This window comes from Tropicibacter sp. S64, assembly GCF_049803835.1.
Lineage (GTDB): Bacteria > Pseudomonadota > Alphaproteobacteria > Rhodobacterales > Rhodobacteraceae > Pacificoceanicola.
This window is the reverse complement of sequence record NZ_JBNAGK010000005.1, coordinates 1-17,704: the sequence shown is the minus strand read 5'-3', so window position 1 is coordinate 17,704 and position 17,704 is coordinate 1. Positions and strand designations below refer to the sequence as shown.

Annotated in this window: 18 protein-coding genes and 1 pseudogene; 15 read left to right on the top strand and 4 right to left on the bottom strand. The window is 63.2% G+C overall.

Annotated features, from left to right (window positions below):
• Window positions 1-17 precede the first annotated feature (17 nt).
• The 4 genes from ppsR (at window position 18) to ACP159_RS09205 (ending at window position 4,911) form a co-directional block, all read left to right on the top strand.
• A complete protein-coding gene (ppsR, locus tag ACP159_RS09220) occupies window positions 18-1,448 on the top strand; it encodes a transcriptional regulator PpsR (protein WP_425099384.1) in 1,431 nt (476 codons plus the stop codon).
• A gap of 68 nt (window positions 1,449-1,516) precedes the next feature.
• Entirely contained in the window at window positions 1,517-2,428 is a 912-nt protein-coding gene (gene chlG, locus ACP159_RS09215) for a chlorophyll synthase ChlG (RefSeq protein ID WP_425099383.1), read from the top strand.
• Window positions 2,425-3,723: a BCD family MFS transporter gene (locus tag ACP159_RS09210; protein WP_425099382.1), complete on the top strand. Its 1,299-nt coding sequence runs from the start codon at window positions 2,425-2,427 to the stop codon at window positions 3,721-3,723. Before chlG ends, ACP159_RS09210 begins: the two co-directional genes overlap by 4 nt.
• A 9-nt stretch (window positions 3,724-3,732) precedes the next feature.
• Entirely contained in the window at window positions 3,733-4,911 is a 1,179-nt protein-coding gene (locus ACP159_RS09205) for a geranylgeranyl diphosphate reductase (RefSeq protein WP_425099673.1), read from the top strand.
• A gap of 6 nt (window positions 4,912-4,917) precedes the next feature.
• Here the strand turns inward: ACP159_RS09205 and ACP159_RS09200 are convergent, their stop codons facing one another.
• The 4 genes and pseudogenes from ACP159_RS09200 to ACP159_RS09185 all read right to left on the bottom strand — a co-directional run bounded on the left by ACP159_RS09200 (window position 4,918) and on the right by ACP159_RS09185 (window position 6,197).
• Entirely contained in the window at window positions 4,918-5,298 is a 381-nt protein-coding gene (locus ACP159_RS09200) for a hypothetical protein (protein ID WP_425099381.1), read from the bottom strand.
• 83 nt (window positions 5,299-5,381) lie between these two features.
• Window positions 5,382-5,675, bottom strand: coding sequence for a hypothetical protein (locus tag ACP159_RS09195; RefSeq protein ID WP_425099380.1), 294 nt, complete (start codon window positions 5,673-5,675; stop codon window positions 5,382-5,384).
• 64 nt (window positions 5,676-5,739) lie between these two features.
• Window positions 5,740-5,940: pseudogene (locus ACP159_RS09190) on the bottom strand (ABC transporter permease); the annotation flags it as partial.
• Between the two features lie 59 nt (window positions 5,941-5,999).
• Complete coding sequence (locus ACP159_RS09185) at window positions 6,000-6,197, bottom strand: transposase (protein ID WP_425099379.1); 198 nt, start codon at window positions 6,195-6,197, stop codon at window positions 6,000-6,002.
• A gap of 410 nt (window positions 6,198-6,607) precedes the next feature.
• Between ACP159_RS09185 and ACP159_RS09180 the strand changes: the two genes are divergently transcribed.
• The 11 genes from ACP159_RS09180 to ACP159_RS09130 all read left to right on the top strand — a co-directional run bounded on the left by ACP159_RS09180 (window position 6,608) and on the right by ACP159_RS09130 (window position 16,984).
• The gene (locus ACP159_RS09180; protein WP_425099378.1) at window positions 6,608-6,850 is read left to right on the top strand and encodes a hypothetical protein; all 243 of its coding nucleotides are present in this window, start codon (window positions 6,608-6,610) and stop codon (window positions 6,848-6,850) included.
• 24 nt (window positions 6,851-6,874) lie between these two features.
• Window positions 6,875-7,243, top strand: coding sequence for a response regulator (locus ACP159_RS09175; RefSeq protein ID WP_425099377.1), 369 nt, complete (start codon window positions 6,875-6,877; stop codon window positions 7,241-7,243).
• Window positions 7,240-9,129 carry a chemotaxis protein CheA gene (locus ACP159_RS09170; RefSeq protein WP_425099376.1) on the top strand — a complete coding sequence of 630 codons (1,890 nt, stop codon included), beginning with the start codon at window positions 7,240-7,242 and terminating at the stop codon, window positions 9,127-9,129. The genes ACP159_RS09175 and ACP159_RS09170 overlap by 4 nt, the downstream gene beginning before the upstream one ends.
• Window positions 9,126-9,668 (top strand): chemotaxis protein CheW, encoded by a 543-nt coding sequence (locus ACP159_RS09165; RefSeq protein ID WP_425099375.1) that lies wholly within the window; start codon window positions 9,126-9,128, stop codon window positions 9,666-9,668. Before ACP159_RS09170 ends, ACP159_RS09165 begins: the two co-directional genes overlap by 4 nt.
• Window positions 9,659-11,302 carry a methyl-accepting chemotaxis protein gene (locus ACP159_RS09160; protein ID WP_425099374.1) on the top strand — a complete coding sequence of 548 codons (1,644 nt, stop codon included), beginning with the start codon at window positions 9,659-9,661 and terminating at the stop codon, window positions 11,300-11,302. Before ACP159_RS09165 ends, ACP159_RS09160 begins: the two co-directional genes overlap by 10 nt.
• A gap of 35 nt (window positions 11,303-11,337) precedes the next feature.
• Window positions 11,338-11,808, top strand: coding sequence for a chemotaxis protein CheW (locus ACP159_RS09155; protein ID WP_425099373.1), 471 nt, complete (start codon window positions 11,338-11,340; stop codon window positions 11,806-11,808).
• Between the two features lies 1 nt (window position 11,809).
• Window positions 11,810-12,664 (top strand): CheR family methyltransferase, encoded by an 855-nt coding sequence (locus tag ACP159_RS09150; RefSeq protein ID WP_425099372.1) that lies wholly within the window; start codon window positions 11,810-11,812, stop codon window positions 12,662-12,664.
• Window positions 12,664-13,767: a protein-glutamate methylesterase/protein-glutamine glutaminase gene (locus ACP159_RS09145; RefSeq protein ID WP_425099371.1), complete on the top strand. Its 1,104-nt coding sequence runs from the start codon at window positions 12,664-12,666 to the stop codon at window positions 13,765-13,767. Before ACP159_RS09150 ends, ACP159_RS09145 begins: the two co-directional genes overlap by 1 nt.
• Complete coding sequence (locus ACP159_RS09140; RefSeq protein ID WP_425099370.1) at window positions 13,764-15,389, top strand: hypothetical protein; 1,626 nt, start codon at window positions 13,764-13,766, stop codon at window positions 15,387-15,389. Before ACP159_RS09145 ends, ACP159_RS09140 begins: the two co-directional genes overlap by 4 nt.
• 470 nt (window positions 15,390-15,859) lie before the next feature.
• The gene (locus tag ACP159_RS09135; protein ID WP_425099369.1) at window positions 15,860-16,270 is read left to right on the top strand and encodes a hypothetical protein; all 411 of its coding nucleotides are present in this window, start codon (window positions 15,860-15,862) and stop codon (window positions 16,268-16,270) included.
• A 198-nt stretch (window positions 16,271-16,468) separates the two neighbouring features.
• Window positions 16,469-16,984 (top strand): DUF488 family protein, encoded by a 516-nt coding sequence (locus tag ACP159_RS09130; RefSeq protein ID WP_425099368.1) that lies wholly within the window; start codon window positions 16,469-16,471, stop codon window positions 16,982-16,984.
• Window positions 16,985-17,704 lie beyond the last annotated feature (720 nt).

Genomic DNA, 17,704 nt, shown 5'->3' with positions numbered 1-17,704 from the left:
CCTGGCCCGCCGAGGAGATGGTATTGACAAGGCAAGGTGAAAATTCGGCCTGGCTCAGGACGGGGAATTTCCCGGACACATCCGTTCTGCCCGATCTCATCGAGCATGCGGCGGACATTACGCTGTCGCTTGATACGGATCTGACGATCCTTGCCATCGCCGTCAATCCCGCTGCAGGATCGCTCGGGTGCCTCGACCATTGGGCCGGGCGGCCGTTTGCCGGGTTTCTCGCCGATGAAAGCCGTCAGAAGTTCCAGGATCGAATTGCGGTGCTGCGTGAGGACACGAGCGGTCTTCCGGCCCGCATGGAACTCAATCACGTCGACAATGCGACCTGGGACTTTCCCGTGGCCTATTCGGTGCACAAGCTGCCGGATGGGGGTTTCCTGCTTCTCGGGCGCGACATGCAGGCGATTGCAGAACTGCAGCGCAGCCTCGTCAGCGAGCAATTGGCGCGAGAGCGGGATTATCAGAAACTGCGGGCCGAGGAGGCCTATTTCCGCGTTGTCCTCGACACTTCGGAAACGCCGTTGGTGCTGATCGACCCCAAGCAGGGCCGTATTCGCGAATTGAACGGCGCGGCCTCGACCCTTCTGGGTACGCTGGCGCAATCGCTGAGCGGGACGGTGTTCGCACAGTGTTTCGAAGGCCGGCGCCGCGAGGAACTGGGCGATGCGCTGCAGGCCGCTGCAGCAAGCGAAGCCGGGCGCGGCGTTGCCGTCATCTGTCGGCGCAATGGCCGCAGCCTGACCCTGTTCCCGCGATACTTCAGGGCCGCCAGCGAATTGGTCATCATTTGCCGCATCATCGACGATGAGGCCGGCGGCGAGGAAGATGCCGCCACCTGGTTCATGGGGGAGCTCTTTGCCAAGAGCACCGATGCCATCGTCATGACCGATACGAAGGGCGTGATCCGCGAGGCCAACGAGGCCTTCCTGATCATGGTGGACGCGGCACAGCTGCGCAACGTGCGGGACCGGCCTTTCGCCGACTTCCTGACCCGCGGCGCTATCGACCTGAAGCTGATCTGCGAAGCCGCCGATCAGGACACGCGCCTGCGCAGCTATGGCACCAATATGATCAGCCCGGTGGGTACCCGCACAACGGTGGACATCTCCGCCGTGCGTCTGCGGCAGGGCAGCGGCGTGCAGGGCTACGGCATGATCATCCGCGACGTGACCCGGCGAGAGGCGCTGGACGCGGAGGGCGGTCCGGTGGTCATCAGCGAAGACGCGATGAAGCACATGATGGACCTTGTCGGAACCACCTCCCTCAAGGAACTGGTCTCGGCAACATCCGATGTGGTCGAGAAGATGTGCATCGAAACCGCGCTGCAACTGACCGGGAACAACCGGGTCGCGACGGCGGAGATGCTCGGCCTGTCCCGCCAGAGCCTTTACGTGAAGCTGCGCAAGCATGGGTTCATCGAAGAGTCCGACAGCGATTGACCCGCCACACGGCGGTTTCCCGAAAATAGCACTATGCGCAAGGATGATTGTATAGTTTAATTGACATCATGAGTGTCACGTTAGACATACAGTCTGCCCGACGCACGCCGCGCCCCCGTGCCGTGTTGACCCTGCTGAAACCGATCACATGGTTTCCGCCGGTCTGGGCCTATCTCTGCGGTGCTGTGGCGTCCGGGGAATCGTTTGCCGAGGCGCCGTGGCTGGTCCTTGCGGGCATGGTTCTGGCGGGGCCGATCGTCTGCGCCATGAGCCAGGCCGCCAACGACTGGTGCGACCGGCACGTCGACGCCATCAACGAACCCCACCGCCCGATCCCTTCCGGGCAGGTTCCCGGTTACTGGGGCCTGTGGATCGCACTGGCCATGAGCGCGCTTGCGCTGGCCTTCGGTGCGTTGCTCGGACCTTGGGGCTTTGGCGCGACGGTTGTGGGCATCTTGGCCGCCTGGGCCTATTCCGCCGAGCCGGTGCGGCTGAAACGCTCCGGGATCTGGGGGCCGGGACTGGTCGGACTGTGTTATGAGGGCCTGCCCTGGTTCACCGGCGCGGCGGTGCTGAGTGGCGGCCTGCCGTCCTGGCCGGTGATCGCGCTGGGCCTGCTCTATGCGCTGGGCGCGCACGGGATCATGACCCTCAACGATTTCAAGGCATTGCACGGGGATCGCCTGACGGGCGTGAACTCGTTGCCCGTCACCCTCGGTCCGGACCGCGCGGCGCGGGTGGCCTGTATTGTGATGGCAGTGCCGCAGGTGGCGGTGATCGGCTGCCTCGCCCTCTGGGACCGTCCGTTTCATGCGCTTGCGGTGGCCGTGCTGCTGGCCGGACAGGTGAAGGCCATGCAGGTGCTGCTGCGCAATCCGAAGGACAGGGCCCCGTGGTACAACGCCACCGGGGTCACGATGTATGTCGCAGGGATGATGGTCACGGCTTTCGCCCTGCGGACGATGGGAGGACTGCCATGACGTTGGGATGGGTTTCGATTGTCCGGCTGGGGTTGGTGCAGATGGCGCTTGGCGCGATTGTCGTGCTGACCACCTCGACGCTGAACCGGCTGATGGTGGTGGAACTGGCCTTGCCCGCGGTGCTGCCCGGCTTTCTGGTAGCGCTGCACTACGGCATCCAGATCAGCCGCCCGAAGTGGGGCTTCCTGTCGGATACCGGAGGGCACCGCACGCGCTGGATCATCGGCGGAATGGTGATGCTGGGGCTGGGCGCGATGGGAGCGGCGGTCGGCGTCGCGTTGTTTCCGGGCCATGCGACCGGGGCGCTGCTCCTGTCCGTCTTGTCCTACGCCCTGATCGGTCTGGGGGTGGGCGCGTCTGGCACCTCGCTGCTTGCCTTGCTGGCCAGCGCCACCGAACCGCGCCGGAGGGCGGCGGCGGCGACGATCACCTGGCTGATGATGATCGCCGGGATTGCGGTAACCGCCGGTGTCGTCGGCGCGATGCTGGACCCGTACAGTCCGGCGCTCCTGCTGCGGATCGTGGCGTTGGTCTGCCTCGGGGCGGTACTGTTGACGGTGCTGGCGGTTTTCGGCATCGAACGCCGCCTGTCACCGGTCGCCGTGCCGGATACGCGCCAGAGGTTCCGCGACGGGCTGCGCGAGGTCTGGGCCGATGCGGATGCGCGGCATTTCACGATTTTCGTGCTGCTCTCGATGGTCGCCTATTTCATGCAGGAATTGATCCTCGAACCCTACGCCGGCCTGGTCTTCGGCCTGACGCCGGGCCAGTCGACCGCGCTCAGCGGGGCGCAGAATGGCGGCGTGTTCCTTGGCATGCTGACGGTGGGCAGTGCGGCGACCGGGCTTCGGATCGGCAGCCTGCGGGGTTGGGTCGTGGCCGGATGTCTTGGTTCGGCGGCCGCGTTGATGATGATTGCCGGCCTGCCCGCGCTCAGCGGCACCGCGCCGCAAGCGCTGACGCCTGCCGTGGTCGTGCTCGGGTTCTGCAACGGCATGTTCGCCGTCGCTGCCATCGGTGCGATGATGGCGCTGGCCGGAGAGGGGCAGGCCCGCAGGGAAGGCACGCGCATGGGGCTCTGGGGCGCTGCGCAGGCTTTGGCGGCGGGATTCGGCGGCCTCCTCGGCGCGGCCTCGGTCGATCTGATGCGACATGTGGTGGCGGCGGATGCGACCGCCTTCGGGGTGGTCTTCGTTGCCGAGGCGGGATTGTTCGGTTTGGCCGGACTGATGGCGCTGCGCGTGATCGGTGCACGCCGCATCGCGCCGCAGTCAGTCATGGTGGCGGGGGAGTGAGCAATGCGGATGTTTGATGTTGTCGTTGTCGGGGGAGGGCCGTCCGGAGCGACGGCCGCAGAGGATCTGGCACGGTCCGGGCACAAGGTCGCGCTGCTCGACCGGGAAGGCCGGATCAAGCCCTGCGGCGGGGCCATCCCGCCCCGGCTGATCGCGGATTTCGCCATTCCCGATGATCTGCTGGTGGCGCGGATCACCACCGCACGGATGATCTCGCCGACCGGGCGCAAGGTGGACATCCCCATCGAGAACGGTTTCGTCGGCATGGTGGACCGGGAGGTTTTCGATGCTTTCCTGCGGGAGCGCGCCGAAAGCGCCGGGGCCACGCGGCTGACCGGCACCTTCCTGCGGGTGGAGCGGGGTCGAAGCGGGAGACGGGTGATCTACCGCGACAAGGCAACAGGTGACGAGACCCCACTAAGCACACGGCTCATCATCGGTGCCGACGGGGCCCGTTCCGGTGTCGCCCGGGCCGAGGTGCCGGGTGGCGATACCATTCCCTATGTCATGGCCTACCACGAGATCGTCGCCGCGCCGCCTGCGGGGGGCGCATATGATCCGGACCGCTGCGATGTGGTTTACGACGGGCGCATTTCGCCGGATTTCTACGGCTGGGTCTTCCCCCACGGCAGGCACGCCAGTGTCGGCATGGGCTCCATGGTCCGGGCGGTCGATCTGAAACAGGCCACCGCGGCGCTGCGGCAGTCCAGCGGCATGGCGGAGTGCGAGACGTTCCGGCGCGAGGGGGCACCCATCCCCCTGAAACCGCTGGACCGTTGGGACAATGGTCGCGACGTGGTGCTGGCCGGGGATGCGGCGGGGGTGGTTGCGCCGAGTTCAGGCGAAGGCATCTATTACGCCATGGTCGGGGGCCGCGTGGCGGCAACGGCGGCGGCGGCCTGCCTTGCCTCGGGCCGGGTGCGCGACCTGCGGCTGGCCCGCCGGTTGTTCATGCGGGAGCACAAGACGGTGTTCCGGGTGCTGGCCTCCATGCAGAACGCCTATTACCGCTCCGACGACCGCCGCGAACGGTTCGTCTCGCTCTGTCATGACATCGACGTGCAGCGCCTGACCTTCGAAGCCTACATGAACAAGAAGCTGGTTCACGCCCGCCCGATGGCGCATCTGCGCATCGGGCTGAAGAACCTCGCGCATCTGACCGGGTTGGTCTCTGCCGAGCGGGTGTGAGGCGGTCTATCCCTCGTAGCGCCAACTGCCTTTCGTTGCCGCCAGCGCCTCTTCTCCGGCCAGCAGGGTGGACGAGATGCCAACCGACGGTTCCGGCTCTTTGGTCGGCGTCGGTTCCGGTCGTCGGGCGGGAGGATCAAATGGCGGGTTGGCGTCCCAACCGGGTACACCCTTGAGTCCCTCGAACGGTCCCCAGTCATCCAGCGCCAGCCCGCAGATATGCCGCTGCAGGAATGCGCCGCAGGCGATGACGACGATCACGCCAAGCGCCGCCGCAAACAGTCCGCCGATGAACGGACCGGCCACGACAGCCAGTCCGACCCCCACCATCCCGCTCAAAATCCAGCAAACGGCCTGGCAACCGCTGTGCCCCTTGGTTCCGGACATCGTTCTAGTCCCCCTGTTTCCTGTCGCAGACGAAACCGGAGCGTAGCAGATTTCGACCTATGGGTCTTCCCCGGATTCGCGGATCAGGGCACGATGACGGGTGCGCGATCAGGTGGGGCGGCCCATATGTCAGGCCGCCCGGCCGCCACTTGGTCCCGCGGCAGTTTGAGGATCTCGGATTTCGAGCCCACGTCCGTGCCGCGCGTCGGTTCCGCCACGATCAGTCCCTCGGGGTGCGTGGGCAGCCATTTGCCGATGACGATCTTCTGCCTTTTGCCGCCCGACAGGGTGCCGACCTTCTGCTTCCAGCCCGGCGTGCGGATGTCCAGCCGGTCGCGGTACTGATCGAAGATCGCCACTTTGGCGCTCTCTGCCATGCAAGGTCCGCCGGTCGGGTCGTCAACCTGCGGTAGTGTCATGTTGTCCCGGCGGTTTTGCCCGTGCCCCGATGTGGCCCAGAGCCTTGCGCAGGAGCTGGATCGTGATGACGCTGCCGAAGGTGCCGATCACGTCGCCGGCGCCGCCGGTGATCTTCGTCCCGCGCTGAACCAACGCCGTGATGACCCTAAGCGCGTTCTGCTGGCGGTCGTCGGGGGTCACCGAACCGGATTCCGGGGAGAAGACCACCGCGGACAGGTGGGCTGCAGCCCTGTACGGAATTGGTGGATGTCTCGCTCCTTCTGGAGAATGTGGTTCTCACGTCAAAGCCGTTCGGTTTTCCGCGCAAGCGCGCGATCGTCGGATGATACCAAATCCCTGTGGCGCAGCGCTTTCTCCCAATTGGTCAGAGGCGACGGCTCGACGCCCAAATCATCCGCAACCTGCCGCCGTTTTGGCCTGCTGGTCAGTGCCATTCGCACCGCATGTTTGCGGAATTCATACGTTTTCGTCTCGCCCATAGTGCGTTTTCTTTGCTGCAGTAAATGCCATCAGAGGAGCGGCATCAAACCGCGGCAGGCGCAAGGCGAGACATCCTGACAGCAATAGCGGCTTTGGTCAGCCGCATCGGGGCCGTTGCCAAGATAAATGAGACCCCATGTCTTATAATGATGGCACCACGTGTCGGCGCCGTCACCGCCGTCTCTGTCGTCGCAGGCTTTGATGATTCTGACACGCCACTCCAATGCAGTCAGCGCAGGGTTGCTCCGGACTGTGGTCCGGTCACGCGGACATGATTCGAGATCCTCAGCACCGGCGGACAGCCCGCATGCAAGCTGCGCACCTGTATATTTGAGAGCTCTGTTAGGTCACCGTTAATGCGATCCCCTATGACAGAGTCGCTATCGCTTCCGGAACTGTGGGGACCGAAATGTCAGAGATCGAGCAATCGCTCCATTTGACGATATCCGACATCGAAAAGGTCAGGGACGGACTGCTGTCGCAGCCTCCCATCTGGCCGGAGCCAGGCGCGGCAGATGTAATCGGAGCTCAGCTGCTGCTGGCAGCCATGCGTGCCGGTCAGACCCCTCCGAAGCCGCTCCTCGACGATCCGGAGGTCGCCCGGCTTTGGGCGGCACTGGCTCTCGACACCGTCATGCCCCTTTCGAACTGATTTCAAGCCAACAGGATACATCAAATGGCCCATCGCATCCTTGTCGTGGACGACTCGACTTCAGTTCGTCTCATGGTTTCCAACACGCTGAAGGCCGCCGGTTATCAGGTAGACACGGCCGAAGACGGCCAAAGCGCGCTCGATGCCAGCCAGAGGGCAAGTTTCAACGCGGTCATCACGGATCAGAACATGCCGCGCATGGACGGGATCAGCTTTTGCAGGGCTTTCCGGGCCAGACCGGAGAACCGGGGGGTGCCGGTGGTGTTCCTGTCCACGGAAAGCGAGGCTGCCGTCAAGGAGAAAGCCCGCTCGGCAGGGGCGATCGGTTGGATCATCAAACCGTTCAACCAGCAACAGCTGCTGTCCGTGGTCGGCAGGATCGTTGGCGCATGATGGAAGAAGAAACCGTCTTCAGGGTTGAGGCCGAGGGCCTGGTCGAAAGCCTCGAGGCGGGTCTGCTGGCCCTGCGCGATGCGCCTCGGAACGCGGAGCTCATCAACAAGGTCTTTCGGGACCTGCACACCCTCAAAGGGTCCGGCGCGATGTTCGGCCGCGACGACATCGCCAGCTTCCTGCATGATTTCGAAACGGCGTTCGAACAGGTTCGGGCGGGCTCCGTGAAACTGGACGCGGCGTTGATCGGCCTTAGCCTCGAGGCATCCGATCACGTTGCGGCCCTTCTCGCCGGGGGCGGGACCGCGCCGGGCGACGCGCTCCTGGGCCGTCTGGCCGAGATGTTGCAGACGGCTGGCACCGAACCCGCCCGCGTGCCGCTGCGGTTCCGGTTCTGGATGGACCCCCGGACTCTCGATCTGGGTGGCAAACCCGAGTTTATCCTCGACGAGCTTCGCAAACTGGGCGCTACCAACATCCGGCCTGTTCTGGACGAGCTGCCGCCCCTGTCCGAGATGGACCCGATGCGGCTTTACCTTGGCTGGGAGGGCGAGATCGACCCGAAGATCAGCGAGGATCAGATCCGGGCAGTTTTCCTGTTCCACGAGGACGGTTTGCGGCTGGAACTCGAGTGCGCTTCTCCCCCGGCACAGCACGAAGCGGATCCGGAGTCAGTCGACACGCCTGTACCCGGCCGCACCGCGGACACGCAGCGTCAGTTGATGCGGGTCCCGGCGGAGAGGCTGGATGACATGATGAACCGTGTCGGTGAACTGGTCATTGCCGAGGCCCGCCTCCTGGAACTGGCGGCGAATTCGGGAGACCCGAACCTCGTCACGGTAGCCGAAGACATCCAGCGCCTGACCACCGCCATGCGCGACACAACGATGTCGATCCGCATGACCCCCATCGGAGCCATCACCGGGCGGTTCCGCAGGCTCGTGCACGACCTGACCACCAAGTTGGGCAAACCGATCGAATTCATCACCGAAGGCGAAGAAACCGAGTTGGACAAGACGGTGGTCGAACAGCTGACCGACCCGCTCATGCACATCATTCGAAACGTTGTGGATCACGGTCTGGAGGCGGAGGAGGACCGCGTCGCCATGGGCAAGGCGGCCAAGGGCCAGATCCGACTGTCCGCACGCTATTCGGGCGCCGAGGTGCTGATTTCGCTTGCCGACGACGGCCGCGGCCTGAATCGCGACGCAATCCTGAAGCGCGCGGTGGAACGTGGACTGATTGCAGCGGCGGCCGACGTCCCCGAGGAAGAGATCGCCCGTCTGATCTTCGAGCCCGGCTTTTCGACCGCTGAGGCCGTAACCGAACTGTCGGGTCGGGGCGTCGGCATGGATGTCGTTCACCGCACGATCGAGGCACTGCGCGGCTCTCTCGAGGTCGCAAGCGAGCCGGGTCACGGCACGACGGTTACCCTGCGCCTGCCGCTGACGCTGGCAATCATTGACGGGCTGTTGATCGAGGTGGGCGGCGAACGGTTCGTCATTCCGCTGGCAGCCGTCGATGAAATCGTCGAACTGCCCGCAGCCCACGCGGCGGTTCGCAGCGGCAACGCCTTCCTTGACATTCGCGAGAACCTGGTTCCGGTTCTGCGGTTGCGCACGCTTCTGCAAAGCGAGAATGCGCCCGATCCCCACCAGAAAGTCATCGTCGTCACGAGCAGCGATGGCCGCGTCGGGCTGGTGGTCGACCGGATCATCGGCTCGAACCAGACGGTCATCAAGCAACTGTCCCCGCTGCATGCGGGCCTCAAGATCTTTTCCGGGGCGACGATCCTCGGGGACGGCTCGGTTGCGTTGATTCTCGACGTGCCGCAACTGGTCACCCGTGGCCGCACCGTCGTCGAAACCGGCAAGGAGGCCGCATGACGCAAACTCTTCGCCAAACAAGTATCGCGGACGGGGAACTGGTGACCTTCGAACTCAGCAACGAGGTGCTGGCCGTCCCGACGGCGCAATTGCGCGAGGTTCTCGAGCCCAGCCGCATTACCCGCGTGCCTGGAGCTGACGAATTCGTGTCGGGTCTTCTCAACGTCCGCGGTGCCGTGGTGCCCCTGGCCGATCTCCGGGTGCCTCTGCGCATGCCGCGTGACGTGGCGGCTGAGGACCCGCGCATCCTTGTGCTCGAACTGCCCTTGGCCGGGCAGGACACCATCGTAGGCATCCTCGCCGACAGCGTTTACGCGGTGACCCGGATCGAACTCGACGCGCTGGAGGACATTCCGCCGGTCGGTACCCGCTGGCCTCCGCGTTTCGTGTCCGCGGTCGGCAGATGGGGCGATGGGTTTGTCACGATCCCGGACCTGCCGGTCATCTTCGCGGATTACCTTTCAGGCCAACACGGCCATACCGAAACACCCGGCATTGCCGGCAAGCCCACCGAAACGGAGGCCAAGACATGCGACTGACCATAAAACTCAAACTGGCGGGGGTCTTCATCGTCCTGATCGCCCTTGCCATGGGCGGCATGTTCACGGGTCTGTCCTCGCTCCGGACGATGAGCGACAATCTGACCGGTATTGCCCGGAACGAAGCGGTCAAGGTGCGCCTCGCCGAGAATTTCGCCGCAGCGCAGCTGCGCATTCAACGAGACATCCGTGAATTGCTGCTGGCCCAAAGCGACACGCAGCGCACATTGGTCCGCCAACGACTGGAAACGCAGCGGCGTGATGCCTGCAAGACCTACGATGAGCTCTACGCGCTGGCCGAACAGCAGGGCAAAACGTTGCTTGACGAGATTGATGGAGCCTGGACCAAGATTTCCGACATTAACGATCGCGCCTCCAATATCGCTGATAGCGGTGACACTCTGGCCGCATACCGCCTGGTCAGCAGGGAAGGTCAGGACATTTGGACCGGCATGGACGCAGACCTCGAAGCCCTGTCCAGACTGAATCAGGACAGTCTGGAAGCCGCTGATGCCCGCTCGAACGAGAACTACGCGTCATCCCGAAACCTGATGATCGCACTGATCGGCACCATGTTGCTCGTTGGAATCATCTCGGCTTCCTGGATCGTGATCAGCATTTCGCGCGGGCTGAACCGCGGGATTGCGCTTGCCCGTCGCGTCGCGGAAGGGGATGTCAGCCAGGCCGAGGTCCTTCGCGGAAACGACGAAGTCACGGACCTCATCCGAAATCTCAACACCATGGTCGAGAAACTCCGCGGTGTCGTCGGCGAGGTTACAACAGGCGCGACCAACGTGGCGGCCGGAGCCGGCGAAATGGCGTCGACATCCGAGCAACTGAGCCAAGGCGCGACCGAACAGGCCTCCTCTACGGAGGAGGCCTCCAGTTCGATGGAGCAAATGACCGCGAACATCCGTCAAACCGCCGAAAACGCGACCGAAACGGAACGCATGGCGCAGAAATCCGCAGAAGACGCCCGCACCAGTGGCAAGGCGGTGACCGAGGCCGTCGACGCGATGAAGATCATCGCGGAGCGCATCATGGTGGTTCAGGAAATCGCCCGTCAAACGGACCTGCTCGCACTCAATGCGGCAGTCGAGGCCGCCCGGGCCGGCGAACATGGTCGCGGTTTTGCCGTGGTCGCCTCTGAAGTCAGGAAACTGGCGGAACGCAGCCAGACTGCTGCGGGCGAAATTTCCGGCCTGTCGACCAAGACAGTGAAATCCGCCGAGGATGCGGGTCGCATGCTCGACGGGCTGGTTCCGGATATCGAACGCACGGCGCAACTGGTCACCCAGATCAGCAATGCCAGCCAGGAGCTGGCTACCGGCGCGGCACAGGTGAACACCGCGATCCAGCAGCTTGACAAGGTCACGCAGGAAAACACCTCGGCGTCCGAAGAATTGTCCTCGACAGCCGAAGAGCTTGCAGCGCAAGCCGAAACCCTGCGCGGCGCCATCGCGTTCTTCCGCACCGGTGATACTGTTCTGGACATGCCGACGCACCGTCCGTCCGCGCAGGCCAGGCGACCAGCAACAAAGCCGCGCAATCCGGTTGGCTTCGACTTCGACATGAGCGTGTCCGAAGACGAGCTGGACGCCCAATTCTCGCGTAAATCGCGTGGTGCAGCCTGAGGCTGGACAGCGGGGAAATACGGAAAGGTACGATCATGCAGGGAACCTTCGTAACCTTCGGCATTGGCGGAGCTCTCTTTGCCTTGCCGGTTGCCCCGGTGGTGGAAATCCTTGAAGCGCAGGACGCGGCTCCGTTGCCCCGTTCTCCGGACTATCTGCTTGGGTTGATCGACCGGCGGGGTGTTTCCGTGCCGGTCGTCGATTTTCGTCTGCTGCTCGGCCAACCGGCGCGCGACGATTGCCCGGACACCCGGCTGATCGTTCTCGCCCTCAGCCACGAGGGCGAGCCGCGTACGGTGGGTCTGCGGGTGGATCACGTGACCGAAGTCACCGAACTTGACCGGACCGACAAGGGACCGTTGCGGGAGGCCGACCTGGTACACTGGAACGAACGCATGGTTGCGGGGATAGGTCGCCGCCACGAGTCGTTCGTCACAGTGATCGACGTTGACGGTCTCTTCGCGGAAGACCTGGCAGCGCTGGTCCGAGCGCGCGCTGCCGCCTGAGATGTATGCGGCACCGCAAAGGCCCGGCGACAGCCATCGGGTGATGTTGCGCCGGTTCGTGCACGACGTCACCGGGATAAAGCTGCCCGCCACCAAGGATCTCATGATCGAATCGCGGCTGCGCCGGCGCGTTCTCGCTGCCGGAGCCGCGGACTTCCGCAGCTACCTTCATTGGCTGTTCGAGGATGGCGGCCTCGAACAGGAAACAGTGCCGATCATCGACCTGCTGACCACCAACAAGACGGATTTCTTCCGCGAGCCTGCGCATTTCGACTTTTTGATGAACCGGATCGTGCCCGATGCCCTCGCGCGGGCCGCACGCGGACGTCAGACGCGGTTCCGCTTGTGGAGCGCCGCGTCTTCAACCGGTGCGGAGGCCTGGACAGCCGCCATGTTGATGGCCCGCATCGCCCTGACCCGTCCCGAACTGGATTGGGCGATTCTGGGCACCGACATTTCCCACGGAGTCGTGGAGCGCGCCACGCTGGCTGTCTACCCTATGGAGGAATTGCGCCCGGTGCCGCAGGAGCTGCGCGAGCGTTACATCATGACGGGCGAGCGCAATGGCCGTCCGGTCGGACGCATCGTACCGGAATTGCGGGCCCGTGTACGGTTCGGAAATCTCAACCTGATGGAAACCCCGTACCCCGTAGAAACGGGTCTGGATGCCGTATTCTTGCGCAACGTGCTGATCTATTTCGATCCTCCTGTGCAGGCAAGCGTCATCCGCGCCACGGCGGCGCATCTTCGCCCCGGCGGATATCTGATCGTGGGACACTCGGAATCCATGACGGTGCGCCATGGCGGACTGCACCAGGTGGCGCCGGGCGTGTTCCAAAAGCAGGGAGAATCCTGATGCCCAAGATCAAAGTCCTTATCGTCGATGACAGTGTGTCGGCCAGGCAAGCCTTTTCCCGCCTGCTGCTTGAAGATGACGGGATCGCGATCATGGGTACAGCCGGGGATCCGTTCGAGGCCGCGGCCAAGATGCGCGCGGAACTCCCCGACGTAATCCTGCTCGATCTTGAGTTGCCCCGCATGGACGGGCTGACCTTCCTGGCAAAGATCATGGCGCAACATCCGGTTCCGGTCGTCATTTGTTCGAGCCATACCGAAGCCGGCTCGCAGTCCGCGATGAAGGCGCTGGAAATCGGAGCCGCGGAAGTGATCGCCAAGCCGAGATTGTCGACGGTGCAGGAACGGCAGGAGGCGCAGATGCTGCTGTGCGATGCCGTGCGGGCGGCCGCGCAGGTGAGGGGGCCTGCCAAGTCCCGCATGGCCACGCGGACAAAGCCGGCCCCCATCAGCCCGGGGCCGAAATTCACTGCCGACGAAATCCTGCCGCCACCCGGCAAATCACGCGTCTACCCACCGAATCTGATGTCGCTAGTCGTGATCGGCGCATCGACCGGCGGGACAGAGGCGCTGGCCTCCGTGCTGATGCGCCTACCTGCCGACGGGCCTCCCGTCGTGATCGTTCAGCATATGCCGGAACGGTTCACCGCTGCCTTCGCCCGGCGGCTGGACCAGTCCTGCGCTGTCAAGGTCGTCGAGGCCGCCGACGGCGACAAGCCACGGCCCGGCGTTGTGTATATCGCGCCCGGCAATCACCACACAGTGCTCCGGCGGCAGGGGTCCGGCTATTCCATTTCCATCGTCGACGGCCCCTACGTGGCCCGGCACCGGCCTTCCGTCGATGTGCTGTTCCGCTCCGCCGCCGTGGCGGCGGGGCCGGCTGCGCTCGGGATCATCATGACCGGGATGGGAGATGATGGCGCACGGGGCCTGCTCGAGATGAGGACCGCCGGGGCCGAGACTCTGGCGCAGGATCAGACCAGCTCCGTCGTCTGGGGGATGCCCGGTGAAGCCGTGCGTCTTGGCGGCGCCCAACGCCAGGTGCCGCTGGACAAGCTGCCATCGGAAATCGCGCGGTTTGCGAGCAGGGTGCGCCCCGCATGACCCGGGATCCACGGACAGATCGCGCCGAATTGCGGCGGCGATGCCAGCACGCATCGCTGTCCATCGAACAGGTGCTCGAACCGGCGATCCTTTTGCTCTTTGCCCAACAGGAGCATGTGCACGGGATCGAGGCGTTGATGTCACGCCTTGCGGCGGCGGTCGGTTCGGAAGGCCGAACCCGGCTGAACACCGCAATCGCCGCGGCCTCGCAACATCTGGATGCGGTCGCAGGCCAGTTTGGATTTCTGGACAAGGTGGCCCATCGTCTGGAGAAGAATGCACTCGCCCTGCGCAGCATGACCCGGCAACAAAAGCAGAATATGCTCATGGCTAGCATGGTCGCCACGAATGCCAAGGTTGTGAGCGAGAATCTCGCCAATCGGGCGGAATCGCTTTCCGGGTTCGCGTCGCGGGTCAAGAGCATCATTTCGGAGGCGCAGGAGTCCGCAGAACTAGTGGCTGCGGATCTGGCACGTGCGGAAACGGCACTCGGTGGAGTTTCGGGACGCATCCGGGGCATGACCGAAGCCGCCCACCGGTTGAACAAGGAACGCGCCGAACTGCCGAAACTGCTGGACTTGCTGGCGAGCCTGCCAAACCTTCAGAGCGCGATCTTCCGCTCGCACCAGGCGTGTCGAACACTCGACGAGGCCATGCAAGCCGCCATCCTGCAACTGCAGTGTGGCGACGCGGTGCGGCAACGCCTGGACCATGTGGTTGCGATGCTGGACCATCCGGCGAGCCGGGAACCCGAGACCGGCAGGATCATTGCCACATTGGCAGAGAGGCAGATGCAGGCCGCCTTCGACGCCCTCAAATCGGGACTGGACGGCGTCCGGCCCCATCTCGACAGAATCGCGACCGCCAGTCAGACTGCCTTCGTGGAAATCAATGCTCTTGCGGGTCAGCGGGAAACGGCGGTGTTCCACGACCTCGCGCAGCTGGCGCACCGCATGATGGCCGGTCTCGAAGATCTCGACGCGCGCCGCACACACATCATACCTGCGATGGAGAGCCTGTCTGAGGCCTATGCGGAGACGGCGGAAACGACGCGCGCCATGGGTGACCTCCAACCTCGCATGCACCTTCTCGGGGTAAATGCCATGCTGGTATCCAGCAAGATCGGCACCGATGGCGCGGCCATGACCCAGGTGGCAAATCACCTGCGGGACAGTACCGGAGCCATCGGGAATCTGAGCACGGACATCGTGCGGGCTGCTCAGCTTCAGGAACTGAACGCGATCCTGTTCTCCGCACCGACAGCACAGGCCACCGATCCGCAGACCAGCGCCGGGCTGGAAGCCATGCGGGTCGAGTGCGAAGAGATCATGACCTCGCTGGCGCAGACCCAGTCCACGACCCAACTCAGCAAGACTGCCGGTCTCGGGCCGATCCGGCAGCACTTGTCCCGTCTGGTCCGACAGATCGGACCCGTGGGCAAGGCGCGGGGGGCGCAATCCTTGGTTTCCGGGCCTGTCAGTCCGGCCGCGCTGGCAATCCTCGACGAAATCCGCGACTCCTACACCATGGAAGACGAGCGTACGCTGCACGACCAACTGTCTGGTGCACGACGTCCCATTGCACCGAGAGAGCTTGCCGACGTCGAAGATATTTTCTTCTGACAGACCGTGCCAGCGTTCCGGTTTGGACAAGGTGACCGCGGGACGGCCTCGATATGCAAGACGGGGAAGCAGTCCCCGGATTGTTTGCTGATCCTCCTCAGCCCATGAAGGGGCTTAATTCCCCCGATTTCAGGCGCGTGGTCGAGGCTCATGCCCGACGGGGCGCAGCTTCCGACGCTCACCGCGCCGGAGATGACCGCGCTCGCCGGAGGGTTAAGGGTGCTTGGGGCGAACAGCTGCGACACCGCGCAGGGGGTGCCCCGGGCGCGGTTTTTCACGACCGAACGGTGCGTTGACCGCTTCGAATGCTGGCCCGCGCAGGCTTCGACGCAGAAAGTCAGTACAAAACCACGCTTTTTTCGTACAGATTGCCCCCTCCGAAATCGCCCCTTGGGGCCCCGGATTTGGGCTTTGGTACGATTCTGGCCGAGTTTCGTACAGATTTGCCACGCGGGTCACGAGCCAGACAGATGAAGTACTTCTTTCGCAAGATGCCGGTCTCACGCTTTCGTGAGGAGGCCGGGAAATCCATGCAATATGTCGAGAAATTCGGCGGCCACCTATGGCTGACGCGGCATGGCAAATTCGTCGGTGCGGTGATCCCGTTTTACCAACTGCGGGTGCTGGAATCGATCCTCGACGAGGACATGACGAACCACGCGATGAAGATGGAGCGCGACTATCACCGCTGGCGGAGGGCGAAGGCGGTGCAGGCGGCGGAGGAGACGCAGCGGCTGCTCGACGGAAAAGGCGTCGGCGGCGAGGCGGAGACGGCGAAGAAGCGGAAGATGCTGGAACAGGGGCGCGACCCTTGGCGGGACGATCCGGTGCTGATCGTGCCGGGAGGGTATCGGCCGGATTTGCGGTGGGGGAAGGGGTGAGTAGCGGTTTCGCCGGAGGCGAATGAAGGCTCCGGGGGAGCCTTCAAGCTACGAACGGGCGGAGCCCCGGGTGGCATGAGGCAAAACGATAGGCAAAATGACGCCAATAAGTCGCACATGATCTCAAGACGCGGGAAAGGACTTGAGCGGCAAGGTACATGCATGTGATTCTAGTCGCAAAGCATACGAGGCGGAAAAATGGCAGACCTTTATATGATCGGATACGAAGGCGCGGACGTCTCGCAACTGTTGGACACGCTGTCGAACGTTGGCATCGAAGTGCTTGCGGATGTCAGAGAGCTTCCGCTCTCCAGAAAGAAAGGCCTTTCAAAACGTGGGCTATCCGACGCGCTCGCAGATCGGGAAATCCAGTACCTTCATTACAGAGAGCTCGGCGACCCCAAGACGGGACGCGATGCTGCCAAGAGCGGTGATATGGCCACGTTTGAGAAAGTGTTCTTGGATCACTTCAATGGAGATGGCGCTCAGGCTGCGTTCCGTGATCTGCTGAAGGTTGCGCAAAAGAAGAAAACTTGCATACTGTGTTTTGAGCGCTGTGCACATGTTTGCCATCGCTCTTATATCGCGGATTCTGCTGCCGCCGAAGGTTTTGAGATTTATCACCTTGTTGCTGATAGGCCCGAAAAGTACCTTGTGAATGATCGGAAAATCCCGCGTTACCATCCTCGTGAAAGCCTCGCCGCAGCCGAGTAAGTCTCACCAAGAGACTGTTTGCTGCGCGGGATTGCAAGAAGACGGTACTTGGAAGCGCTTGTTCCCGATCCGGTTCCGGAGGCTATCAGGCGAAAAAGCTTTCAGCAGGTGGGATATCGTCGAGTTTCAATACGAAACTCCTCGGGATGACACACGGAAAGAAAGCTGCCGTGTGCACGAAGATACAATTGATGTCAAAGGCAGAGTTCAGCGGCAGTCCGAGAAAAGCAGCTTGGTTCAACGTGCATTGGTTGACTCGGAAAATGAGGCACTGGCCGCTGGGCACTCACTCGCTGTGATACGACCAGAACAAGTTTCCTTAACTTGGCAAAAACTAACTAACAGTGAGTTGGAACACGACCGAAGCTTATTCGAGAAACAAGCCCAGCAGCTATCGATGCTGGAAGAAGAATTGGCCGTATATGAGCCTTGTCCGTATCGTTTTACTTTGCACTATCGAGACGGCGGAGGGTTGCACAAGAAGACTTGCGCAGATTGGGAAACTTCAGCGACGTTCTTCAAGTATCGTAGGAGTATGGAGGAAACCGATATACTGCGGCACTTGGAAAGAACGTATTGCGAGGACTGAGCTCCTCCCCATCTTTTGGCCAGTTTCCGGGGTGGTTTAAGCTACTCTCTGCCCCTGCTGGTCGGTTTCGATCTGGTTGAAGTAGACCACGGCGGGCGGCTGTCCGCCATGGGCGGCGTGAGGCCGCTGGT